General features: G+C 67.5%; 24 protein-coding genes. 14 read left to right on the top strand and 10 right to left on the bottom strand.

Annotated elements, in window-relative coordinates; genetic code table 11:
* Positions 1 to 92 precede the first annotated feature (92 nt).
* From AB0F41_RS21020 to AB0F41_RS20995, 6 genes are all read left to right on the top strand, one after another.
* Positions 93 to 1,016, top strand: coding sequence for an OB-fold domain-containing protein (locus tag AB0F41_RS21020; RefSeq protein WP_357426328.1), 924 nt, complete (start codon positions 93 to 95; stop codon positions 1,014 to 1,016).
* Between the two features lie 13 nt (positions 1,017 to 1,029).
* Positions 1,030 to 2,094: a thiolase domain-containing protein gene (locus AB0F41_RS21015; protein ID WP_357426246.1), complete on the top strand. Its 1,065-nt coding sequence runs from the start codon at positions 1,030 to 1,032 to the stop codon at positions 2,092 to 2,094.
* Positions 2,095 to 2,164: 70 nt separating this feature from the next.
* Complete coding sequence (locus AB0F41_RS21010) at positions 2,165 to 3,331, top strand: thiolase domain-containing protein (RefSeq protein ID WP_357426244.1); 1,167 nt, start codon at positions 2,165 to 2,167, stop codon at positions 3,329 to 3,331.
* Between the two features lie 2 nt (positions 3,332 to 3,333).
* Positions 3,334 to 4,209, top strand: coding sequence for a TIGR03619 family F420-dependent LLM class oxidoreductase (locus AB0F41_RS21005; RefSeq protein WP_357426326.1), 876 nt, complete (start codon positions 3,334 to 3,336; stop codon positions 4,207 to 4,209).
* Between the two features lie 55 nt (positions 4,210 to 4,264).
* Entirely contained in the window at positions 4,265 to 4,681 is a 417-nt protein-coding gene (locus AB0F41_RS21000; RefSeq protein WP_357426242.1) for a nuclear transport factor 2 family protein, read from the top strand.
* Between the two features lie 244 nt (positions 4,682 to 4,925).
* Positions 4,926 to 5,525: a hypothetical protein gene (locus AB0F41_RS20995; protein WP_357426240.1), complete on the top strand. Its 600-nt coding sequence runs from the start codon at positions 4,926 to 4,928 to the stop codon at positions 5,523 to 5,525.
* A gap of 81 nt (positions 5,526 to 5,606) precedes the next feature.
* Here AB0F41_RS20995 and AB0F41_RS20990 read toward each other — a convergent pair whose 3' ends face one another.
* The gene (locus tag AB0F41_RS20990) at positions 5,607 to 6,920 is read right to left on the bottom strand and encodes a cytochrome P450 (RefSeq protein ID WP_357426238.1); all 1,314 of its coding nucleotides are present in this window, start codon (positions 6,918 to 6,920) and stop codon (positions 5,607 to 5,609) included.
* A 101-nt stretch (positions 6,921 to 7,021) separates the two neighbouring features.
* Here AB0F41_RS20990 and AB0F41_RS20985 point away from each other — a divergent pair, with 101 nt between their 5' ends.
* Together AB0F41_RS20985 and AB0F41_RS20980 are read left to right on the top strand one after the other, a co-directional pair.
* On the top strand, positions 7,022 to 8,185 hold the full coding sequence (locus tag AB0F41_RS20985; RefSeq protein ID WP_357426236.1) for a steroid 3-ketoacyl-CoA thiolase: 1,164 nt from the start codon (positions 7,022 to 7,024) through the stop codon (positions 8,183 to 8,185).
* A 435-nt stretch (positions 8,186 to 8,620) separates the two neighbouring features.
* Positions 8,621 to 9,037, top strand: coding sequence for a helix-turn-helix domain-containing protein (locus AB0F41_RS20980; RefSeq protein ID WP_011207048.1), 417 nt, complete (start codon positions 8,621 to 8,623; stop codon positions 9,035 to 9,037).
* A gap of 235 nt (positions 9,038 to 9,272) precedes the next feature.
* Here the strand turns inward: AB0F41_RS20980 and AB0F41_RS20975 are convergent, their stop codons facing one another.
* From AB0F41_RS20975 to AB0F41_RS20955, 5 genes are all read right to left on the bottom strand, one after another.
* Positions 9,273 to 10,295, bottom strand: coding sequence for a hypothetical protein (locus tag AB0F41_RS20975; RefSeq protein ID WP_357426234.1), 1,023 nt, complete (start codon positions 10,293 to 10,295; stop codon positions 9,273 to 9,275).
* Positions 10,292 to 10,804 carry an ImmA/IrrE family metallo-endopeptidase gene (locus tag AB0F41_RS20970; protein ID WP_357426232.1) on the bottom strand — a complete coding sequence of 171 codons (513 nt, stop codon included), beginning with the start codon at positions 10,802 to 10,804 and terminating at the stop codon, positions 10,292 to 10,294. Before AB0F41_RS20970 ends, AB0F41_RS20975 begins: the two co-directional genes overlap by 4 nt.
* 5 nt (positions 10,805 to 10,809) lie before the next feature.
* Positions 10,810 to 11,862 (bottom strand): hypothetical protein, encoded by a 1,053-nt coding sequence (locus AB0F41_RS20965; protein WP_357426230.1) that lies wholly within the window; start codon positions 11,860 to 11,862, stop codon positions 10,810 to 10,812.
* Between the two features lie 506 nt (positions 11,863 to 12,368).
* Positions 12,369 to 13,280, bottom strand: coding sequence for an SDR family oxidoreductase (locus AB0F41_RS20960; protein WP_357426228.1), 912 nt, complete (start codon positions 13,278 to 13,280; stop codon positions 12,369 to 12,371).
* Between the two features lie 43 nt (positions 13,281 to 13,323).
* Positions 13,324 to 14,127 (bottom strand): SDR family oxidoreductase, encoded by an 804-nt coding sequence (locus AB0F41_RS20955; protein WP_357426226.1) that lies wholly within the window; start codon positions 14,125 to 14,127, stop codon positions 13,324 to 13,326.
* Between the two features lie 65 nt (positions 14,128 to 14,192).
* On the opposite strand from AB0F41_RS20955, the gene AB0F41_RS20950 reads away from it, so the two are divergent.
* From AB0F41_RS20950 to AB0F41_RS20930, 5 genes are all read left to right on the top strand, one after another.
* Positions 14,193 to 14,957 carry an enoyl-CoA hydratase family protein gene (locus AB0F41_RS20950; RefSeq protein ID WP_357426224.1) on the top strand — a complete coding sequence of 255 codons (765 nt, stop codon included), beginning with the start codon at positions 14,193 to 14,195 and terminating at the stop codon, positions 14,955 to 14,957.
* Between the two features lie 16 nt (positions 14,958 to 14,973).
* A complete protein-coding gene (locus tag AB0F41_RS20945) occupies positions 14,974 to 15,855 on the top strand; it encodes a CoA-transferase (protein ID WP_357426324.1) in 882 nt (293 codons plus the stop codon).
* Positions 15,852 to 16,610 carry a CoA-transferase gene (locus AB0F41_RS20940; RefSeq protein ID WP_357426222.1) on the top strand — a complete coding sequence of 253 codons (759 nt, stop codon included), beginning with the start codon at positions 15,852 to 15,854 and terminating at the stop codon, positions 16,608 to 16,610. Before AB0F41_RS20945 ends, AB0F41_RS20940 begins: the two co-directional genes overlap by 4 nt.
* On the top strand, positions 16,607 to 17,689 hold the full coding sequence (locus tag AB0F41_RS20935) for a nitronate monooxygenase (protein WP_357426220.1): 1,083 nt from the start codon (positions 16,607 to 16,609) through the stop codon (positions 17,687 to 17,689). The genes AB0F41_RS20940 and AB0F41_RS20935 overlap by 4 nt, the downstream gene beginning before the upstream one ends.
* Positions 17,690 to 17,912: 223 nt before the next feature.
* Positions 17,913 to 18,158, top strand: a complete 246-nt coding sequence (locus tag AB0F41_RS20930; RefSeq protein WP_357426218.1) for a hypothetical protein — start codon at positions 17,913 to 17,915, stop codon at positions 18,156 to 18,158.
* Between the two features lie 46 nt (positions 18,159 to 18,204).
* Here the strand turns inward: AB0F41_RS20930 and AB0F41_RS20925 are convergent, their stop codons facing one another.
* From AB0F41_RS20925 to AB0F41_RS20910, 4 genes are all read right to left on the bottom strand, one after another.
* A complete protein-coding gene (locus tag AB0F41_RS20925; RefSeq protein WP_357426216.1) occupies positions 18,205 to 18,957 on the bottom strand; it encodes a DUF427 domain-containing protein in 753 nt (250 codons plus the stop codon).
* A 92-nt stretch (positions 18,958 to 19,049) separates the two neighbouring features.
* Positions 19,050 to 20,291, bottom strand: coding sequence for an MFS transporter (locus AB0F41_RS20920; RefSeq protein WP_357426214.1), 1,242 nt, complete (start codon positions 20,289 to 20,291; stop codon positions 19,050 to 19,052).
* Entirely contained in the window at positions 20,288 to 20,743 is a 456-nt protein-coding gene (locus AB0F41_RS20915) for a MarR family transcriptional regulator (protein ID WP_357426212.1), read from the bottom strand. Before AB0F41_RS20915 ends, AB0F41_RS20920 begins: the two co-directional genes overlap by 4 nt.
* Before the next feature lie 34 nt (positions 20,744 to 20,777).
* Positions 20,778 to 21,323, bottom strand: a complete 546-nt coding sequence (locus tag AB0F41_RS20910) for a helix-turn-helix domain-containing protein (RefSeq protein WP_357426210.1) — start codon at positions 21,321 to 21,323, stop codon at positions 20,778 to 20,780.
* Positions 21,324 to 21,497: 174 nt separating this feature from the next.
* On the opposite strand from AB0F41_RS20910, the gene AB0F41_RS20905 reads away from it, so the two are divergent.
* Positions 21,498 to 22,718, top strand: a complete 1,221-nt coding sequence (locus AB0F41_RS20905; protein ID WP_357426208.1) for a cytochrome P450 — start codon at positions 21,498 to 21,500, stop codon at positions 22,716 to 22,718.
* The last annotated feature ends 371 nt before the right edge of the window (positions 22,719 to 23,089 follow it).

The raw sequence follows: 23,089 nt of genomic DNA, 5'->3' as shown, positions 1-23,089 counted from the left end.
TCGTGACTCAGGGGAATACTGCACCCACGGTAATTACGCAGGAACGCCCGCCGGGACTGAAACCGAGCGATGTGCTCAGTGCGCCCCTGCGGATGGAGTTCGACTACACGCGTTCCGTGGGACCAATCATCGGCAAGTTCCTTACCGGCCTGCGCGAGCGACGCGTCTTCGGTAACCGCGGAACGGATGGCCGGGTACTCGTACCACCGGCCGAATTCGACCCGGTGACCTCCGAACCGCTGTCGGAGTTCGTCGAGGTCGCCCCCACCGGGACGGTGAAATCGTGGACCTGGGTCCGCGAACCGTTGCCCGGTCAGCCCTTCGATCGGCCGTTCGCCTATGCGCTGATCCAGCTCGACGGCGCCGATACCGCGTTGCTGCACGCGGTCGACGTCGCGAGCCCGGAGCAGATCAGCACCGGTATGCGAGTGACCGCCCGCTGGGCTGCCGAACTCACCGGCACGATCCACGACATCGTCTGCTTCGAGCCCGGCGAGACGCCGACCGCGGAACCCGCGCCGGCCTCGGATGCCGAACCGGTCACCGGGATCGTCACGCCCATCTCGATGGACTACAAGCACACCGCGTCGCCCGAGGAGTCCACTTTCCTGCGTGGCCTGAAAGAGGGCAAGCTCATCGGCGCCCGCGCCGACGCGAACAGCAAGGTGTACTTCCCGCCGCGCGGCGTCGACCCCATGGACGGACGGTCCACCGCGGAAACCGTCGAACTGGCCGAAACCGCCACGGTCACCACTTTCTGCATCGTGAACGTGCCGTTCCTCGGGCAGCGGATCAAACCGCCCTACGTGGCGGCCTATGTGCTGCTCGACGGCGCGGATATCCCGTTCCTCCATCTCGTGCTGGGCTGCGACGCGAGCGAGGTGCGGATGGGTATGCGGGTCAAGGTGGTCTGGAAGCCCCGCGAGGAATGGGACTTCACCATGGCCAATATCGACCATTTCGAGCCGACCGGCGAGCCGGATGCCGACTACGACACCTACAAGCATCACCTGTGAGAGGGCTCCCCGCGTGACCATCACCGAGCGTTCCATCGACAACGCCACCGAGATCGCCGTCGTCGGCTTCGCGCACGCACCGCATGTCTCGGAGACCTACGGCACCACCAACGGCGTCGAGATGCTGGTGCCCTGCTTCCAGCAGCTCTACGACCAGCTCGGCATCACCAAGTCCGATATCGACTTCTGGTGCTCCGGATCGTCGGACTACCTCGCCGGACGATCGTTCTCGTTCATCTCCGCGATCGACTCGATCGGCGCGGTGCCGCCGATCAACGAATCCCACGTGGAGATGGACGCCGCCTGGGCCCTCTACGAGGCGTGGGTGAAACTGCGCTCCGGGCAGGCGAAAACCGCCCTGGTCTACGGCTTCGGGAAATCCTCCGCGAGCACGCTGCGCCAGGTACTGAGCACCCAGCTCGATCCCTACCTGGTCACTCCGCTGTGGCCGGATTCGCTGGCCATCGCGGGTCTGCAGGCCCGCGCCGGACTGGACGCCGGCCGCTGGACCGAACGCGATATGGCCGCGGTCTCGGCCGCGCACACCGTCGACGGCACGCCTGTCGACGAGCTGCTGGCGGGCGATTACGTCGCCGATCCGCTCCGGGCCCACGACTGCGCGCCGATCACCGACGGTGCGGCCGCGATCGTGCTGGCCGTGGGCGACCGCGCCCGCGAACTGACCGAACGCCCGGCGTGGATCACCGGGATGTCGCACCGTATCGATTCCAGCGTGCTGGGCGCCCGCGACCTCACCACCTCCCCGTCGGCGGCCGCCGCGGGACAGGCCGTGACCAGCGGCGATACCAGCGGGATCGATGTTGCCGAGCTGCACGCGCCGTTCAGCCATCAGCAGCTCATCCTGGCCGAGGCGCTCGGACTGAAGCCCGAGACCAAGGTCAACCCGTCCGGCGGCGCGCTGGCCGCCAACCCCATGTTCGCCACCGGGCTGGAGCGCATCGGCTACGCCGCGCTGCCCATCATGGCGGGCACCGCCGGCCGCACCCTGGCGCATGCCACCAGCGGCCCGGCGCTGCAGCAGAACCTTGTGACCGTCCTGAATTCGGAGGCACCGTGAATTACCATTGCGCAGCCATTCGCTGTGCCGACCGGGTGCGGGTGTCCCGCATGACGCAGGAGGCCCGCCGATGAGTTTCCCCGCCGCGGTGCTGGGCACCGGACAGACCCATCACGTCGCCAAACGTGGCGACGTCACCATGGCCGGCATGTGCCGGGAGGCCATCGACCGGGCCCTGGCCGATGCCGAACTGACCATGGCCGATATCGACGCCATCGTCATCGGCAAGGCGCCGGACATGTTCGAGGGCATGATGATGCCCGAGCTGTACATGGCCGATGCGCTGGGCGCCCCCGGTAAACCGCTGCTGCGCGTGCACACCGCCGGATCGGTCGGCGGCTCCACCGCCAATGTGGCCGCGAATCTGGTGCAGGGTGGCGTGCACGAACGAGTGCTCGCGATCGCCTGGGAGAAGCAGTCGGAATCGAACGCCATGTGGGCGCTGTCGATCCCGGTGCCGTTCACCATGCCGGTCGGCGCCGGCGCGGGTGGCTATTTCGCACCCCATGTCCGTTCCTATATCCGTCGGTCCAACGCGCCGCTGCATGTGGGCGCGATGGTCGCGGCGAAGGACCGCCGCAACGGTGCGAAGAACCCGTACGCGCACCTCCAGCAGGGCGACAAGACCATGGAAGAGGTACTGGCCTCCCAGGTTCTGTGGGACCCCATCCGCTTCGACGAGACCTGCCCCTCCTCCGACGGCGCCTGCGCCGTGGTCATCGGCGGCGAGCAGTCGGCGACCGCGATGGAATCGTCGGGCAAGAAGGTCGGCTGGATCCACGCCACCGCGATGCGCACCGAACCGCTGGCCTACGCCGGTCGCGACCAGGTGAATCCGCAGGCCGGGCAGGAAGCCGCCAAGGCGCTGTGGGCGCAGGCCGGGATCACCGACCCGCTCGCCGAGATCGACGCCGCCGAGATCTACGTCCCGTTCTCGTGGTTCGAACCGATGTGGCTGGAGAACCTCGGTTTCGCGGCCCCCGGCGACGGCTGGAAACTCACCGACAAAGGTGAGACCGAGATCGGTGGCACGCTGCCGGTGAACCCGTCGGGCGGTGTGCTCTCGTCCAACCCGATCGGCGCCTCCGGCATGATCCGGTTCGCCGAAGCCGCCAAACAGGTCATGGGCCGGGCCGGCGACTATCAGGTCGAGAACGCGCGCAAAGCCCTCGGTCACGCCTACGGCGGTGGGTCGCAGTACTTCTCGATGTGGGTCGTGGGATCGGAACGCCGATGACCCTGCAGTTCAGTCTCGGGATCGCGCTGAGCCCGCTGGAACAGCTGCCCGAACTCGCCCGGACCGCCGAGGAGGTGGGGTTCACCTCCATCGCCCTGCCGGATTCGCTGTTCTATATGAAGTCCCAGGCGGCGAAGTATCCGTACACCCCCGACGGCAGCCGCTTCTGGGGTCCGGACACCCCGTGGGTGGATCCGCTGATCGCCACGACCGCCATGGCCGCGGTGACCACGCGGCTGCGTTTCTACACCAACGTCCTCAAACTCGGTTCACGCAATCCGCTGCTGCTCGCCCGCCAAGTCGGGTCGGTGGCGAATCTGTCCGGCAACCGGTTCGGTTTCGGCGTGGGGATCGGCTGGGCGCCGGAGGAATTCGAGTGGTGCGGGGTGCCCTACGCTCGTCGCGGGGCCCGGGTCGACGAGATGATCGAGGTCATCAAGAAGGTGCTGGCCGGCGGGATGGTCGAGTATCACGGTGAGTTCTTCGACTTCGACGAACTGCAGATGAGCCCGGCGCCGACCGAACCCGTCCCGTTCTACGTCGGCGGCCATACCGAGGTCGCGCTGAAGCGCGCGGCCAAGGTCGGTGACGGCTGGACCTCGGCGATGATGAAGTTCGAGGATCTGCAGAGCACCATCGCCCGGCTGGGCGAACTGCGGGCGGAGTTCGGACGGGCCGGCGAGCCGTTCGAGATCCAGGCCGTGTGCATCGACAAGTTCGGCCGCGACGGTTACCAGGAGCAGTACGACGCCGGTGTCACCGACGCGATCGTGATCCCCTGGCTGGCCGCGGGGATCGGATTCGACGGTGATATCGAGGCGAAGAAGGACGCGCTGCGCAAGTTCGCCGAGGAGCACATCCAGAACCCGATCAACTGATCCGCCTGTCGCCGCCGTCCACACCGGCGGCGACAGGTCTGTCGAGAGGACATCCATGAGCAGCGACGAACATCCCGCCCGGGTGGCGGGCCTGGCCTCCCAGGCCGCGGTCCGGGCCCGGGACAAGGACGCCTGGCTCGCGTTGTTCGCCGCCGACGGCATCGTGGAGGACCCGATCGGGCCCTCCGGATTCGATCCCGAGGGCAAGGGCCATCGCGGGCCGGAGGCCATCGCCGCGTTCTGGGACAAGGCCATCGCCGGCACCGGATCGATCGAGTTCCTGTTCGACGATTCCTTCGCCTGCGGTGCCGAAATCGCCTTCACCGGGACCATCCGCAGCATCATCGGCGGTCACCGCATCGACGCCGAGGGCGTTTTCACCTACAAGGTGGACGATGCCGGCAAGATCCTGGCGCTGCGCGCGTTCTGGGAAGTGGACCGTGCCGTGGCGACCGCGGTGCCGGCCCCCTGAGGGGCGGCCGTCCCGGGTCCTCCCGGTGCGGCCGCCTCACCTCGAGAATACGGTTCTGCCCGCACACTCGGCCGTGTGCGGGCAGAACCGTATCGCTGCCCGGCCGGCGAATCACCGCCGTTGCGGATAACCGGCCCCGCAGTTTATCCGAGTCGGGATTGCCGGTATCGGGGAGAGTTCCGGGAGGCACCCGGGATACGCTCGGACTCGGCGAGCACAACGGCGTCGACATAGAGGACCCCTTATGAGCGCAGAATCTCACCGCTGGCTGTACACGTCGTCCGACGCCCGAGCAGCCATCGCGCCAGAGATTCCGACCATCGGATACCCCTTCGGGCGATCGGACGAATACGAATCATCCTGTTCCGGCAGCAGCGGCGTATCCGTCGAAGACCCCCGGGCGATGCACGGCCGCACCGCGGCCTTCGCGAAAGCCGATACCGCAGGTGGCGTACAGCGGGCACGCCCGGTCGATAGCGCTGCGTCGTCGCACGACCGCGATCCAGTGGACGAACCCGCACCGGTCCCGGGTAGCGGGATTCCCACGGACCTCGATCACGCCGTTGAACCCATGCCGCAGGCTCAGGCGATCGCCCAGGTGCGCCAATATGTGTTCAGCTGTGCTTCCGGCGCGAGCCAGGCCACGCCGGGAAGGCTTTCGGCCGATCGTTTCAATGTCGGCTGGGTCGTGTCCACGCCCGCGGTCGGAGGTCGACGCGATACCCCGGTCTACTACGTCTGCGATGACGGCGAACTCGAGGAAACATCGTCTGCCGTCGAGACCTCCGGCTACGTCAAGTCGGTCGAACAGCGTTTCTTCCAACGCCGGGCGCTGTTCGGATAGGGCGCGGTGCGCGTGATCGGCCCGCAGAACGGTCCGACCCCGCGCACCGATCGAGTGCGGGGGCCGCAGCCGCTCGGGCGGTCAGTTCCCGGTCTTGCCCGTTACGGGGCAGGTCTTGTAGTCGACCTGGAACTCCTTGACGCCGTTCAGCCAACCCGAACGCAGCCGTTTGGGGTCGCCCAGTTTGCTGATATCGGGCATATGGTCGGCGATCGCGTTGAAGATCAGGTCGATCTCCAGTTTGGCCAGGTTGGCGCCGATGCAGTAGTGCGCGCCGGTACCGCCGAAGGCCACATGCTGGTTGTCCTCGCGCATGATGTCGAACTTCTCCGGGTTCTCGAAGACATCCTCGTCGAAGTTCGCCGACCGGTAGAGCATCAGCACCCGCTGGCCCTTCTTGATCTGGACACCTCCCAGTTCGGTGTCCTCGAGCGCGGTGCGCTGGAAGGTGGTGATGGGGCTGGCCCAGCGGATGATCTCGTCGGCCGCGGTCTTGGGGCGCTCCTTCTTGTAGAGCTCCCACTGATCCGGGTTCTCCAGGAAGGCGATCATGCCGTGGGTGATGGCGTTGCGGGTGGTCTCGTTACCCGCGACCGCCAGCAGCATCACGAAGAAGCCGAATTCCTCGGACTTGAGGGATTCGCCGTCGATATCGGCTTCGACCAGGGTGGTGACGATATCGTCGGCCGGACAGGCCTTACGGGCCTCGGCCATCGCATAGGCGTAGCCGAGCAGTTCGGTGGAGGCCTGGACCGGGTCCACGTCGATTTCCGGATCGTCGTAACCGGTCATCTCGTTGGACCAGGTGAACACCTTCATCCGGTCTTCCTGCGGGACGCCGATCAGTTCGGCGATCGCCTGCAGGGGCAGTTCACAGGCGATCTGGGTGACGAAATCGCCGGACCCGGACTCGGCGGCGGCCTTGACGATGGCCTCGGTCCGCTTCGACAGCTCCTCCCGCAGCGAGTTGATCGCGCGCGGGGTGAACCCGCGCGAGATGATCTTGCGCATCCGGGTGTGCTCGGGCGGATCCATGTTCAGCAGAATGAAACGCTGCAGGTCGATCTGCTCACGCTCGATATCGTCGTTGAAGCGCGGCAGCGCGGTGTTCTCGAAGGTCGAGAACACATCACTGCGCCGCGAGACCTCTTTGACATCGGCGTGCTTGCTGACGACCCAGAAGCCGTCGTCGTGGAACCCGCCGACTTCCGGCGACTTCTCCTGCCACCAGATCGGCGCCGTGCGCCGGAGTTCGGCGAACTCCTCGACCGGGACCCGCTGCATGTACATATCGGGGTCCGTGACGTCGAACCCGTCCGGCAGGTTCGGGCGGGCATTGCGCGTATCCACCACCAGATGTCTCCTTCGACAAACTGAAACACGTTCTACAATCATTGAAGCACAGGCATGAGAACGAGGAAAGAAACCGGACTGATCCGGGCCTGTTCCGTGCGCGGAACACGTTACAGTTTTATGTCCGAAACGAAAGGTTCACCATGGGCTCACCCGTTATCGTCGAGGCAGCTCGCACCCCCATCGGCAAACGCAACGGCTGGTTGTCCGGGCTGCATGCCGCCGAGATCCTCGGCCTCGCCCAGCGCGGCCTGCTCGACCGCGCCCACCTCGACCCCGCGAAGGTCGAACAGATCATCGGCGGCTGCGTCACCCAGGCCGGTGCGCAGTCCAACAACATCACCCGCACCGCCTGGCTCGCGGCGGGACTGCCCTGGCAGGTGGGCGCCACGACCATCGACGCCCAGTGCGGTTCGGCCCAGCAGGCCAACCACCTCATCGCCGGTCTGATCGCCACCGGCGCCATCGATATCGGGGTGGCGTGCGGTGTGGAGGCCATGAGTCAGGTTCCACTGGGCGCCAATGTGGGCGAGGCGGCCGGCCCGCGCCGGCCCGAGGGCTGGGATATCGATATGCCCAACCAGTTCGAGGCGGCCGAACGGATCGCCAAGCGGCGCGGTATCACCCGCGAGGATGTGGACGCTCTCGGCGTGCGGTCCCAGCGGCTGGCCGCCCAGGCCTGGTCCGAAGGACGCTTCGACCGGGAGGTGCTGACGATCACCGCACCCGTGGTCGACAAAGAAGGCAATCCGACCGGCGAGAAGCAGGAGGTCAAGCGCGATCAGGGCCTGCGGGAGACCAGCCCCGAGAGCTTGGCCAAACTGAAGCCGGTGCTGGAGGGCGGTATTCACACCGCCGGCACCTCCTCGCAGATCTCCGACGGCGCCGCCGCGGTACTGCTGATGGACGAGAACGCCGCTCAGCGTGAAGGTTTGCGTCCGCGGGCCCGTGTGGTAACCCAGTGCCTGGTGGGCGCGGAACCCGAATTCCACCTGGATGGACCGGTGCAGGCCTGCAGCCGGCTGCTCGAACGGTCCGGGATGAGCATCAACGATATCGAGCTGTTCGAAATCAACGAGGCGTTCGCCTCGGTCGCGCTGTCCTGGGCACAGGTCCATCAGCCGGATATGGACCGGGTGAATGTGAACGGCGGCGCGATCGCACTGGGTCATCCAGTGGGCTCGACAGGATCGCGGCTGATCACCACCGCATTGCACGAACTGGAGCGTTCCGACCGGAGCGTTGCAATGGTGCTCATGTGCGCCGGTGGCGCACTGGCGACAGGAACGATCATCGAACGCCTGTAGTCCTGCCACCGAATTACCCGTAGCGGCACGGGTGATCGGGCCGGGGCCCGGAGTGTAAGCACACGAGAGCCCCGGCCTCGCCGCAAATTCCCCCTGTAGGTTGAACGTTCATCTCAGGCTTTCTCGCGACGTGTCGTACGCCACAAAAGGCGTAGAAGACCCGCTGGTAGGGGTAACAGCTACCCGAAGGCTACTCGAGAGACTTCCGGGAAGACCCCTGCGACGGGCGACTACCTGGCGGTATCTGTAGTCGGCAAGATCCGTGCGGGCAACCCGCAAACGCGAGACCACGGTCCACTTCTCCGGATACGCGCCTAGAAGCTTCAAGGAAATCCTGAATCAGGCGTAGGTTTTCAGTTACTGAGCCGCTAATATCAATGATAGGTATCCGAGATAACGACTGTTAGTACAGTGAAGGGAATTGGGCGGCTCACAATGGCTGATTTCGCGGCGCGGCTGAACAAGCTGTTCGAAACCGTGCATCCCCCGGGGCGCAAGCCGCACACCAATGCAGAGGTAGCGGCCGCTCTGACGGCATCCGGTCATCCGATCTCCAAACCGTATCTCTCTCAGTTACGGTCCGGGCAGCGGACGAATCCGTCCGACGAGACGGTGGCCGCTCTGGCGAAGTTCTTCAAGGTCAAGCCCGACTACTTCTTCAACGACATTTATGCCGCGAAGATCGACCACGATCTTGAACTCCTCTCGCAGCTACAGGGTTACGGCCTTCGGCGGCTGTCCAGCCGGGCGTTCGACCTCTCCGAGGAGTCGCAGAATCTCCTCACCTCCATGGCGGAGAAACTGCGTGCAAGCGAAGGTTTGCCCGAAATTCCTCCGGACGGGACCGAATAGAGCAGGAAGTCGACGCGGTGTGATCCGATCAGGGTCGCACCGCGTCGTCGCCTGCGGGTCACCATATCGAGCTCTATGGAGCGATCGGCGGAACGAATTTCGTCCGGTGAAAGTCTCGCGCGAGCCGAACCTCTCCGGCCTGGGTGATTCCAGACCGACCACTCGGCATGATTTCCGCGGCGGCCACCGAGCGCAATCACAGTGACGTAACGGACATACCGCACACCCCCGGCAACTAGCGAACCGACACCTCCGTCGAACTCGCAGGCTCCGGCTCGGCATCGAAAGCCTGCGCGATCGCCTGTACCCAGCCACGCGGGCTCATCCCTTCGGGTGGCGCGATCCAGCGCGCATCCACCCTGCTCGGGCCGAGCGGATGCCGGACCCACCGCGCCACCCGCTGCGCGCGTGCGGCAACCGCGGCCGGAGGCTCACCGGCTGTGGCGATCTCCACCCCGCCACCGGACTGCAGGTAGAGCGCGTCCATGATCTGCGCGACCCGATCCGAGGCCTTGAGCTGGGTAGCGGTCCCGGTCTCCTCCTGAACGACTTCCGGGAAACGTTTCACCAGCACCCGATGCAGCACCCGGACCCGGCGCAACAGCAGACGCGCCCGCACCCACATCTCCACCACGATCCACACCGCCCCGAACGCGATCAGCAGCGCCGCCGCCTGCCAGACCGGCCACGCCCAGCCCGGTTGTCCCGCTTCGGCACCCGCTACCCCGGTCAGACCGCGCCGAACCTGCGCCACCGCGAGCACGACCACCGTCGCGGTCCCGGTGATGTAGACCGCGATACCCCGCCCGAGCGCGGTCCAACTCAGATTCCGCAACCCGGTGACGACGACGAATGCGCCGGCGGCCGCGATCACCACCCAGCCGGCCGTTGACGTCCAGAAGAGCGCGGCGAGCACGGTCAGCGCCCCGGCTCCGTAGATACCCCAGGCGATCTGGCGCAGATTCCGGCGCGAGACCACCGGCCACGCCGCCGAGGCGACCACCGAGGTGGCGGTGACGAACAACAGCCACGCCCCCACCACGACCCCTTCGGAGAGCAGGCCGGGCGGCAGGCCCGCGGGCAGCAGATTGTCGATCGCGAGCCCGACGTCGGGGATGGCGGCCGTACAGGCCAGCGCCACCGCGGCGACGGCGATCACGATGGCCACCCGGGCGGTGGTCGCCGGTTTCACCAGTACCCGGCCCACTCGCGCGCCCGCGGCGATCCACACCAGCAGGGCGGTCAACCAGAACGTCATCCCAGAGCCTCATCGAATCGAAGGACCGAGACGCCCGCGCCCCGGCTGTTGAGTACGCGCAGGCGGGTCATCAGCATGGCGGCGAATGTTTCGGCCTCCCATTCCGCCTGATCGTCCTCGCCGTCCTCGAGCGCGGTCTGATGGGCGCGCTGACTCAGCATGTAGGCGATGAGCTCGTCGCTCACCTCGAGGGTCACTTCCGTGGCGGGGGCTCCCTCGTGGTCGAAGACGATATGTCCGAGCTCGTGCGCGAGCGTATGGTCGCGGCTCGGCAGCGCGCTGGCCAGCACGATTATGTCCTTGGCCGGGTAGTAGCGCCGCTGCCCGCACACCCCGGGCCCGAGATCGGCGTCGGCGATCTCGATCGGCCGGCCGCGTTCGGCCGCCACCGCGTGCACCACCTGTTCGAGTGTGGTCGCGTCGGCGTCGGCGGCCACCGCGCAGACCGCGTCGACCGCGGCGGCCACGCGGCGGTAGGCGCGGGTGCTCTGGGTTCGGCTCTGTGTCATGGCGATCACGCACCCGTTCCGAAGAACTCGGCCCGCGCGGCGTCGATCCGCGCCTGTGCCTGCGCCGCGCTCTGATAGCTCAGCACCGCCGACCCCCCACCGGCGATGGTCAGCGCGACCAGCCCGCCGATCACCGAGAGGACTTTGGGTTCGGGCAGCAGATCCTCGGCGTTCGTGGGTCGCACCGCGTGATTCGGCGGTGCGGCGAGTGCCGGCGTTCCGCCGGGGGCGGCACCGGGTGGCGCGGCAGGCGGCGGGGCCGCGGCGAGGCCGGCGCCGACCGCGACAGCCGCCCCGGCGCCGAGGCCGCCACCGGGCGCCGGCAACGCGAGCGGCGGTCCGACCGGCGGGGCCGGGACCGGAGGCAGGGGAATGAGTAGGAGGAGAAGCGGTGCGGCCGAACCGACCCCGGCCGAGCCCACCGCCGCCGAACCGGTGGCGGCCGAACCGGCTGCCGCCGAGCCCGTGGCGGCCGAACCGACCGCCGCCGAACCCACTGCGGCGGAGCCGGTTCCCAGCACACCGGCCCCGGCCGAACCCACGCCCGCCGAACCGGTACCGAGCACACCGGCACCCGCCGAACCCACGGCCGCCGAACCGGTGCCCAGCACTGCCGAACCGGTGCCCAGTGCCGCCGAACCGGTGACGGCGGCGCCCAGTCCGGCCGAGCCGACCGCTGCCGAACCGGTACCGAGCCCGGCGGAACCGAGGCCGGCCAGGGCCGATCCCGTGCCCGCGGCGGCGGAACCGGTGAGTCCCAGCGGTGCGAGCGCGGCGGACCCGACCGCCGCCGATCCGGTGGCGAGGATGGTCCCCAGAGCGGTTCCCGCCAGGCCCGCCGAACCCGCAGGTCCGGCGACAGGCGCCGGGGCCGGTTCCGGTACCGCGGGAAATGCGGATTCAGCGGAGCCGGTCGTGACGGGTGCGCTGTCCCGGCCCGGAATGCCGAGGGGCTGCCACTGCGCTACGTCCTCGGGATCGGAGTCACTCGTCTCGGTGCCGATCGCGCCGGGGGCCGGGCCACCACTACCCGCCCCGCCCTCGGTATCGGACGGCATGTCGTCACCCGGAATAGCCAGCGACCCCCCGTTTCCCGGCGGTCCGGGTGGACCGGGTGGAGCCGGCGCGATCCCGCCCGCACTGCCGGTGGGCCCCTGCTCCAGGATCGGGTCGCGCCCTGGATCGGCGTGGGTGTATCCCGTTCCCCCGGCCAGCCCCAGACAACCCGCCGCTCCGGCCACTGCGAGCAATCGCCTGATGCGACCCACGGCCATGCGCCAGTCATCCCCTCGATCGGTATGCGGATTCCCCCGGTGATGACGGCTTCCGGGTGGAACGAACGAACGGTTGCTCATGGTAAACCAGCCTCACAACCGCCGCATGAGGAAACGGTGGACCGGTGGAAGCTCCACCGGCCCACCGCAGTTCGGGAGGCGGGCCTGCGTGCGACGACACCGAATTGCAGTGGCGTAGGTCACAGGTCTCGGGTTATGGATCCGATAGCTGATCGCGCGTCGGCAGCCCGGCGGCACACCGGGGCGCGATCGGCCCCCGGCCGGTCGGCTCAGGCGCCGTAAACGGGCTCCGGGGTCGCGCCCTTCGCGATCAGTTCCGCGACGACCGTGCCGAGTTCGGCCGGCTGCCAGCGGGTGCCGCGATCGACCGGGACACCGTGCCGCCAGCCTTCCGCCAACGCCAGCCGGCCACCCTCGACCTCGAACATCCGGCCGGTGATCCCCGCCGATTCGGGACTGCCGAGCCACACCACGATGGGCGAGATGTTCTCCGGCGCCATGGCGTCGAATCCGTCTTCCGGTTTCGCCATCATGTCGGCGAACACGGTCTCGGTCATCCGGGTGCGGGCCGAGGGGGCGATCGCGTTCACCGTGACCCCGTACCGGGCGAACTCCGCGGAAGCGGTGAGGGTCAAACCGGCGATACCGGCCTTCGCGGCACCGTAGTTCCCCTGGCCGACGCTGCCCTGCAGCCCGGCACCGGAGCTGGTGTTGATGATCCGCGCGTCGACGGGGCGACCGGCCTTCGATTCGGCCCGCCAATACGCGGCAGCGTGCCGCATGGTGGCGAAATGCCCCTTGAGGTGCACGCGGACCACCGCGTCCCATTCGTCCTCACCGAGGTTGACCAGCATCCGGTCGCGCACGAAACCCGCGTTGTTGACCAGGACGTCCAGCCTGCCGAAGGCGTCCACGGCCTGCTGGACGAGATTCTGGGCGCCGTCCCAGCTCGCGATGTCGTCACCGTTGGCGACCGCTTCCCCGCCCGCGGCGCGGATCTCCGCGACGACCTGCTCGGCGGGGGTTTCCGCGGTCGATTCACCGCTGAGGCTGGTGCCGATATCGTTGACCACGACCTTCGCGCCCTCGGCGGCGAAAGCGAGCGCGTGCGCCCTGCCGATGCCCCGGCCCGCGCCGGTGATGATCACGGTCCGTCCGGCGCAGATGCCCTCGGTTGCCATATGCGTTCCTATCGTCGATGGTCGGTATCCGGTGTTCGTCGAGCTAGGGGTGCGCGGTTTCGCCGCTCGCGGAATGGCCCGCGGTCGCCACCGACAGGAACGCCGGGGGTTCCCCGCCGCCGTGGATCTGCAGTGTCGCGCCGCTGATATACGCGGCCAGGGGTGAGAGCAGGAACGCCACCCCGTTGCCGACGTCCTCGGGCCGGGCCAGCCGGCCCATCGGGATGGTCCGCCCGACCGCGGCCACACCCTCGTCGTCGCCGTAGTGCAGGGCGCTCAGCTCCGTTTCCACCGCGCCGACCACGACTGAATTGATGCGAACCCGGGGCGCCCACTCGGCGGCGAGCGAAACGGTCAGGGCGTCGACTCCGGCCTTGGCCGCCCCGTAAGCGGCCGTTCCAGGCGAGGGCCGGTGACCGCTGAGGCTGGAGATATTGACGATCGATCCGCCGTCCTCCTGGCGGCTGATCACCGCGTGCGCCGCCTGCGCCACATGCAGGGCCGAGAGCAGATTCAGTTCGATGATCTTGGTATGGAAGCGCGGACTGGCATCCGCGGCCAGCGCGTAGGGCGCCCCACCGGCGTTGTTGACCGCGTGGTCGAGCCGGCCGTGCCGGGCGACTATCTCCGCGATCATCGCCTGTACCGCGTCGGCGTCGCGCACATCGCAGGGCAGGAAGTCGATACCGCGACCGTCCACTTCCACCGGTTGGTCACCGGGTCGGCGGGCGCAGGCCACCACCGTCGCACCGGCCGCCAGCAGGACCCGGCTGATTCCGGCGCCGACCCCACGGACTCCGCCGGTTACCAGAACGACGCGATCGGACAGGTCGATTTCGAGTGCCACCGTGTTAACCTACCAAGCAATTGCTTGCTTAGCCAAGATGCTCGAGATGCGAGATGGGATACGCGATGGGGATCAAGCGCCATACGGAATCCGCCGGTATCGCCGTGGTCACGGTCGACTATCCGCCGGTCAACGCCATACCCTCGGACGGCTGGTTCGCCCTCGCCGACGAGATCCGGGCCGCGGGACGCGACCCCGAGACCCGGGTGGTGGTGTTGCGCGCGGAGAACCGCGGGTTCAACGCGGGCGTCGATATCAAGGAGATCCAGCGCAAACCCGGCCACCAGGCCCTGATCGATGCCAACCACGGATGCTTCGAGGCGTTCGGCGCGGTCTACGACTGCCCGGTCCCGGTGATCACCGCGGTACAGGGCTTCTGCCTGGGCGGCGGTATCGGACTGGTCGGCAACTCCGACATCATCATCGCCTCCGACGACGCGACGTTCGGCCTGCCCGAGGTCGACCGTGGCGCGCTCGGCGCCGCCACCCACCTCGCGCGCCTGGTCCCACAGCACCTCATGCGAGCACTGTTCTTCACCGCGAGCACCGCCACCGCGCAGCAGCTGCACCACTACGGGTCGGTGCTGAAGGTGGTCCCCCGCCACGAACTGGATGCCGCCGCCCTCGAGGTCGCGAAGGATATCGCCGCCAAGGACGGGCGGGTCATCCGCGCCGCGAAACGCGCACTCAACGGTATCGATCCGCAGGACGTGCACCGCAGCTACCGGTTCGAGCAGGGGTTCACCTTCGAACTGAACCTGTCCGGGGCCTCCGACGAGATCCGCGAACGATTCGACGCCGACCTGGCGGCGCAGAAGGACAAGAACTGACATGGAACGGAAAACCATGCGAGACAAGCGGAAATCGCTGGACGAGATCGTCGGCGAACTGCGCAGCGGAATGACCATCGGCATCGGCGGCTGGGGGTCGCGGCGTAAGCCGATGGCCCTGGTGCGCGCGCTGCTGCGGTCCGATGTCACCGACCTCACGGTGGTCACCTACGGCGGGCCGGACCTCGGCCTGCTGCTCTCGGCCGGCAAGGTCCGCAAGGCCTACTACGGCTTCGTATCCCTGGATTCGGCGCCGTTCTACGATCCCTGGTTCGCCAAGGCCCGCACCTCCGGGCAGATCGTCGCCCGGGAGATGGACGAGGGCATGCTCAAATGCGGCCTCGAGGCGGCCGCCGCGCGGCTGCCGTTCCTGCCGATCCGGGCCGGGCTGGGCTCGGACGTCCCCAACTTCTGGGACGGCGAACTGTCCACCGTCACCTCGCCCTATCCGGGTCCGGACGGCCGGGCGGAAACCCTGATCGCCATGCCGGCGCTGAACCTCGACGCGGCGCTGGTGCATCTGAACATCGGTGACGCGCACGGCAATGCCGCGTACCAGGGAGTCGACCCCTATATGGACGACCTCTTCTGCCTGGCGGCCGAGAAGCGCTACCTGTCGGTGGAGCGGATCGTGGAGACCGAGGAACTGGTGAAATCGGTTCCCCCGCAGTCCCTGCTGCTCAACCGCATGATGGTCGACGCGGTGGCCGAGGCCCCGAACGGCGCCCATTTCACCCTCGGCGGTGAGAGCTACGGCCGGGACGAGAAGTTCCAGCGGCACTATGTCGAGGCCGCCGGGTCGCCGGAAACCTGGCAGACCTTCGTCGACACCTACCTCAGCGGCTCCGAAGCCGACTACCAGGCCGCCGTCGCGCGATTCAAGGAGGAGCAGCGGTGACCAGCACCGAAACCATCACCCGCGCCGAGGTCTGCGCGGTCGCCTGCGCCGAAATCTTCCGCGACGCCGGGGAGATCTTCGCCAGCCCCATGACGCCGATGGCCCAACTCGGGGCGCGGCTGGCGAAACTCACCTTCGAACCCGATCTGCTGCTCTCCGACGGGGAGGCGTTCTTCCTCGCCGAAACCCCGCCGATCGGCGGTAAAGCCCCGGTGGAAGGCTGGATCCCGTTCCGCCGGGTCTTCGACGTCCTGGCCTCGGGCCGCCGCCATGTGGTGATGGGTGCGAACCAGATCGACCGCTACGGCAACCAGAACCTCTCCGCGTTCGGACCGCTGCAGCAGCCGACCCGGCAGATGTTCGGTGTCCGCGGCGCGCCCGGCAACACCATCAACCATCCGACCAGCTATTGGGTCGCGCGGCACGGCAAACGGGTGTTCAGCGAGAAGGTCGATATCGTCGCCGGTGTCGGCTACGACAAGGTCGATCCCGACAATCCGGCCTTCCGGTTCCATCACATTCACCGCGTGGTCAGCAACCTGGGTGTTTTCGATTTCAACGGGCCGGACCACACGATGCGGGCGCTGAGCCTGCACCCCGGGGTCACCGCCGATGAGGTCGCGGAGAACACTTCGTTCGAGATCGCGGACCTCGCCACCGCCGGTGCGTCCCGCCTGCCGTCCGACGAGGAACTGCGGATCATCCGCGAGGTCCTGGATCCCAAGAAGATCCGCGAGAAGGAGGTCCCGCAGTGACTGCCCGGCTGCGGACCCCGCTGACCGAACTCGCCGGGATCGAACATCCCGTCGTGCAGACGGGTATGGGCTGGGTCGCGGGCCCGAGTCTGGTCTCGGCCACCTCCAACGCCGGCGGATTGGGCATTCTGGCCTCGGCCACCATGACCTACGACGAGCTGGAAGCGGCGATCGCCAAAACCAAGGCGCAGACCGATAAACCGTTCGGCGTGAACATCCGCGCCGACGCCTCCGACGCACCCGAGCGGATCGACCTGCTGATCCGCGAAAACGTGAAGGTCGCCTCGTTCGCGCTCGCGCCGAAGAAGGACCTCATCGCCAAGCTGAAAGACGCGGGCGTGGTGGTGGTCCCGTCCATCGGCGCCGCCAAGCACGCGGTGAAGGTCGCCTCGTGGGGTGCCGACGCGGTGATCGTCCAGGGCGGTGAAGGCGGCGGGCACACCGGTCCGGTGGCCACCACCCTGCTGCTGCCGTCGGTACTGGACGCGGTGGATATCCCGGTGGTCGCGGCGGGCGGTTTCTACGACGGCCGCGGCCTCGCCGCCGCCCTCGCCTACGGCGCCGCCGGTGTGGCCATGGGCACGCGCTTCCTGCTCACCCAGGAGAGCAGCGTGCCTGATTCGGTGAAACAGGAGTACCTGCGCCGCCCGCTCGGACAGACCGTCGTCTCGACGAAGGTCGACGGGATGCCGCACCGGGTTCTCAACACCGAACTCGTACAGAAGCTGGAGAACTCGGGACGCATCCGCGGGCTCACCGCGGCCGTCGGAAACGCGGCCCGCTTCAAGAGCATGACCGGGATGAAATGGTCCACCCTGGTCAAAGACGGCCTGGCCATGCGTAAGGCCAAGGACCTCACCTGGTCGCAGGTCATCATGGCGGCCAACACCCCGATGCTGTTGCGCGCCGGGCTGGTCGAGGGAAATACCGAGGCCGGTGTGCTGGCGGCGGGGCAGGTGAGCGGGATCCTCGAGGATCTGCCGACCTGCCAGGACCTCATCGACGGGATCGTCGCGGACGCGGTCGCCCGGATCGGCACCCTCGCCGCCCTCCCCGAAGGAGCCGAATCGGCGAACTGAAGAATCGAGCACAGGCCCACCCACTGTTGTTCGTGGGCGGGCCTTTTCGTGTCGGTACCGGGCGCTACTTTGCATGCCATGCCCTCGACTCCGCATGAAGTGGTGATCGACATGTTCACGGAGCGACCGGACCTGGTCGCTCCCCTACTGTCCGCGCTCGGCTGCGAACTACCCGTCTACGAGACCGTGAAGCCCCGTTGTTCGTCCTGCTTGGGAGGCATTCATGTCCACCGGTCTGCGTGATTACAACTTCACCAGCGACTTCGCCCGCAAGTACATCGCTGAAGGTCGAGCCGAAGGTCGAGCCGAGGGCGAAGCCGCGTCGATCCTGACCGTCCTCGACGCCCGCGGGATCGATGTGCCGGACCGGGTTCGGGAAACCATCACCTCCTGCGAAGACCTCGACCAACTGCAGAAATGGCTGCGGCGGGCCCTGGAGATCAACCAGGCCGACGAGCTCCTCGACTGACCGCTGCCGCCGATCCCCGGGCAGAGCCCCGATCGAGACCCTCACTTCACCCGAACGGGGTCTCCGGTCGTTCCTGCAGCTCACCGTCGATGTAGATGTCGACCTTCTCGTTGTAGAAGCACGCCAGCCCCGCGACCTTCTGGCTCTCCGGCGTCGGGGTGCGATAGATCCACACCAAGTCCGGATACTCCGTGTCGCCGACCTGGACATTCCAGTAGTCGGCGTTGCCCTTGTACGGGCAGCTGGTGTGGGTGTCGGAGGGGCTCAGCAGGTCCATGCGGATATCGGTGAGCGGGAGGTAGTACCGGGCGGGGAGGCCGGTCTCGAACAGGATTCGGGGTGTTCGCGAATCCGCGACCGTGACGCCGTCGATATCCACCCGGATATGCCGGGAACTCGCGAGGATATCGACCCGCGAGTAGGGGTTGCGGGGGTGGACGTAGACGGGCTCGTCCTCCTCGAACCATTCGTCCATCGCGTTCCAGTCGAGCCGGACCAGCTCACGCAGGGCCGCTGCCGGTGATTCCAGGTATCGCAGGGCCGCGCCGGGCGCGGTGACGCCGTCCACGACGACGTCGTAGCCGGTGCCCTCGCCGAGGCGTTCCGAGGTGCGGGTGGCGCCGGTCGGTTCGAGCTTCGCGTGCAGATCGGCGACTGGTATGTAGTAGGCCGGGTAGTAGGGATTTTCCCACACCAAGGCGGGCCGCAGGGTATCGGCGACCACCTGCCCGCCCAGGTAGGCCCGCACCCGCTTCGGGCTCGTCTCGACCCGGACCTCGTCTCGCTGCGCTTCGGCCATATCCCCGACGCTACGCCCGGCGGTGCCGCGGTACCGGAAAAAAGAGCGGGCCCCGCCTGTTGGCGGGGCCCGCGCGCGACCTCTTGTGAAGGTCAGTCTCCGACCGTGACGGCCTGCGCCTCTTCGACGCTGTGGGGGGCCGGGTCGTGGTCGTCGATATGGGCGAGCGCGGTGCGTCCGGCCAGCAGGACCAGTACACCGACACCGGTGCAGGCCGCGCCCACCCAGAACGGGAGCGAGATGCTGTGCTCGCCGAGTTTGCCGGCCAGCCAGGGCGCGGCGGCGCCGCCGGAGAACCGGACGAAGCTGTAGGCGGCCGAGGCCGTCGCCCGTTCCACCGGGGCCGAGATCATCACGGCTTCGGTGATGAGGGTGTTGTTGACCCCGAGGAACAGGCCCGCCACGATAACGCCACCGATCAGCACCGGCTTGTGCTCGGCGAACATGGCCATCACGGCCAGATCCGCGGCGAACAGGCCGACCGCCACCGCGATCATCGGCAGGGTGCCGAAGCGGTGTTGCAGTTTCGGGGCGAAGAACACCGAGGCCACGGCCAGCAGGATGCCCCAGCCGCAGAAAATGAAGCCGATCGCGTAGGTGCCCATATCCAGCGGGAAGGGAGTGTAGGCGAGCAGGGTGAAGAAGCCGAAGTTGTACAGCAGCGCGGTAATGCTCACGACCAGCAGGCCGCGGTGGCGCAGCGCCTTGAACGGGGCGGCCAGCGAGGTCGGTTTGGCGGCCTTGGGCCCCTCGGGCAGCAGGACCACGATGGCGATGAACGCGACGGCCATCAGCACCGAGACCCCGAAGAACGGTCCACGCCAGCTGATTCCGCCGAGTACGCCGCCCAGCAGCGGGCCGGTGGCGATACCGATCCCCAGCGCCGCCTCGTAGAGGATGATGGCGCGGGCGACCCCGCCGCTGGCGGCGCCGACGATGGTCGCGAGCGCGGTGGCGATGAACAGGGCGTTGCCCAGACCCCAGCCCGCGCGGAATCCGACGATCTGCGCGACGGTGCCCGAACAACCCGCGAGCGCCGCGAAGACGATGATCAGCGCCAGGCCGGCGAGCAGCGTCTTCTTCGCGCCGAACCGGCTGGATACGACGCCGGTGACCAGCATGGCGACACCGGTGACGAGCATATAGCTGGTGAACAGCAGCGATACCTGCGACGGCGTGGCGTTGAGCTGTTCACCGATGGGTTTGAGGATCGGGTCGACCAGGCCGATGCCCATGAACGCGATAACGCTGGCGAAGGCAACGGCCCAGACGGCTTTCGGCTGCCCGGTCGATGTGCTGGTCGGCGCGGCGGCCGTCCTGGTCGTAGTGCTCATCGGTGTTTCCTCGGTTGCGGATGGTCCCCGGCCGATTCCCGTATCGCCGCCAGCAGTTCGCGCAGATCGGCGGCCATACCGGCCAGCCTTTCGGCATCGAAACCGGGCAGCGGGCCGGTGAGCGCATCGCGCATGGCCGCACGGGAAGCGGCGAGCCGGGCATGCCCGGCCGGGGTGAGTTCGACGACGACGGCCCGTGAATCGTCCGGGTCCCGGCGGCGGGATGCGTACCCCTCCCCTACCAGCCGGGCGATCAGCGCTGTCGCCGTGGGTTGTGAGGTCCGATCGATGCGGGCGAATTCGCTGACACGCAGCGAACCGTGCTCGTCGAGTACCGCCAACGCGCGCACGGTGGCGCGCGGAAGGTCGTCGGCACTGTACGCACTCGCCGATCGCGTGAGCCGGCCCGCGGTGACCAGCAGATCGACCACGATGTCGTCTGTTCGGGTCATCGCGTCCGGCTGCACCCCAATATTATTACATAGGCTAACTATCTATTTCCAGGCCGTGCGGTGGGATCCCCGCCACATGCCGCAATTGGGCGAGAAAGGCGGCCCGGTCGTCGCCACGGACCACGTAGTGACAGGCCGCGAGCCGCACGATCGCCGCCGCGACGATCTCGGCATCCTCGCCCTCGATCATCGGGCGGATGAGTGCGCACATATCCGGCATCACGCGGGTCAGTTCACCCAGCACATGGTCGGGCTCCACATCGACCAGCCGAGCCAGCGAATACGACCCCTGATGCTCGACCATGTAGCGCAGGGCGGCGTCGAGCCGGGCCGCTCCGGTGAGCCCCTCGGTCGCCGCCGCGAAGGCGTCCTGGGTGTTCTGCTGCTCGTAGCGACCGAAGGCGTTGAGCAGCTCCTCTTTCGAGGAGAAGAACCGGTACAGCGTCGGCCGGGAAACCTTCGCCTCGGCCGCGACATCGGACAGGTTGAGTTTGCTGTGCCCGTGCCGGCTCAGCACCTCGAAGGTCGCGCGCAGGATCCGCGTGCGGGTCGGCCCGTTCGAGTTCGCTTCCGATGACATTTACATCCTTTACACTTTTTGTAAGCTATGTAACACTCTAACCAGTACCGCTCCGGCCGGTCCGATAGCCTGTTTCAGCTGGTAGAGACGTAGATTCGTATCCTGCCACCGAATGGTACGGACAGCTCGACGCGGCGCGTTCCATCCAGCTCCAGCAGCATCGAGGTGAGTCCGATGACGGACACCTGTGTACCGGGCGACGAGATCGACTTCGACCCGTTCTCCGACGAATTCTTTCGCGATCCGCACGAAATCTATCGCCGCCTGCGCGCCGAGGCGCCGGCCTACTTCAACCCCCGCTACGGCCTGTGGGCCCTGTCCCGCTACGCCGATGTGGCCCCCGGGATGAAGAACTTCGAAACCTTCTCCTCGGCCCAGGGGATCACCCTGGACATGGTCCTCGACCCCGAGCACGCCAAACCCGATACCCCGATGATCATCATGATGGATCCACCGGATCACACCAGGATGCGCAACCTGGTTCGCAAGGTCTTCACGCCGCGCGCGATCGCGGAGCTGGAACCGATGGTCCGGGAGATCATCACGACGTTCGTCCGGCAGTTGCCCGCGGACGAGTTCGATGTGGTGGCCGACTTCTCCGATCACTTCCCCATCGAGGTGATCAGTTCCATGCTCGGCGTCCCCGCACAGGATCGGGCCTGGCTGCGGGAACTGCACGCACTCCCCCTCGAACGCGTCCCCGGCGAAACCGGTATGCGCCCGGAGGCCAAGGAGGCGATGCAGCAGGCCGGCCGCTACTACTTCCAGCTGATCATGGAACGCCGGGCCCACCCCCGCGACGATATGATCAGCCGCCTCATCGAAGCCGAGGTGGATCGCGGCGACGGCGTGAGCACCAAACTCAGCGACCTCGAAATCGCCGGATTCATCTCACTGCTCGGCGGCGCCGGCGCCGAAACGGTCGCCAAGCTCATGGGTATCGCCACGGTGTTGTTCGCCGACCACCCCGACCAGTGGCAGGCCCTGCGCGCCGACCGCTCCCGGATCCCCGGCGCCTTCGAAGAGGTGCTGCGTTACGACGGCCCGGTCCAGTACGACCTGCGCTACACCCTGCGCGACGTCGAGTTACACGACCGAACCATCCCGCAGGGCAGTCACGTGCTGATGCTGCTCGCCTCGGCCACCCGCGACGAAGATGCGTTCCCCGATGCCGGTCGGTTCGATATCGACCGCCCGCATTCCGGGCACAACCTAGGTTTCGGCTACGGCATCCACAGCTGCCTCGGCGCCGCCCTGGCCCGCATGGAAGGAAGGATCGCCCTAGACGTTCTCCTGGACGTGATGCCCGAGTTCACACTCGACCGCGAAGGTCTGCGCCGCGCAACCGTCACCAACGTCGCCGGCTGGGCAAACGTCCCAGTCCGAGTCGGCTGAAACCCGGTAGGCCGGGTGCCGGTGCCGCCCCCGGCGCACAGGCATCGGGCCACCGGTGGGCCCGCTGCCATCACCGACCGCCCACAGCGGCAATCCCAGCCGCCGCACGGCACGGCCAGTCCGACCCGGAGAGCCATGTTCGCCCCGATTCTGGGCATCCCCAGTGAATACGTCGGGGTCGCGGTGCAGCTGGCCTGCTGAAGGTCACTCCGTGACGCCAGCCGTAGCGCCGAGTTCAGCGCGTCCCACAAAGGGTTCGGCCCGCGTCTGCTGTCAGCCCTCGAAGCGCATGTGGCGAAGCCACGAGTCTCGAGGGCTGACAGCAGACGCTCAGGAGGGCCGAACCTCGAGCGGCGGAGCCGCTCCAAAAT

Origin of the sequence: Nocardia sp. NPDC024068, assembly GCF_040638875.1 — a bacterium.
Taxonomy (GTDB): domain Bacteria; phylum Actinomycetota; class Actinomycetes; order Mycobacteriales; family Mycobacteriaceae; genus Nocardia.
The sequence above is the reverse complement of the archived record's forward strand: the minus strand, read 5'-3'. Positions and strand labels throughout refer to the sequence as shown.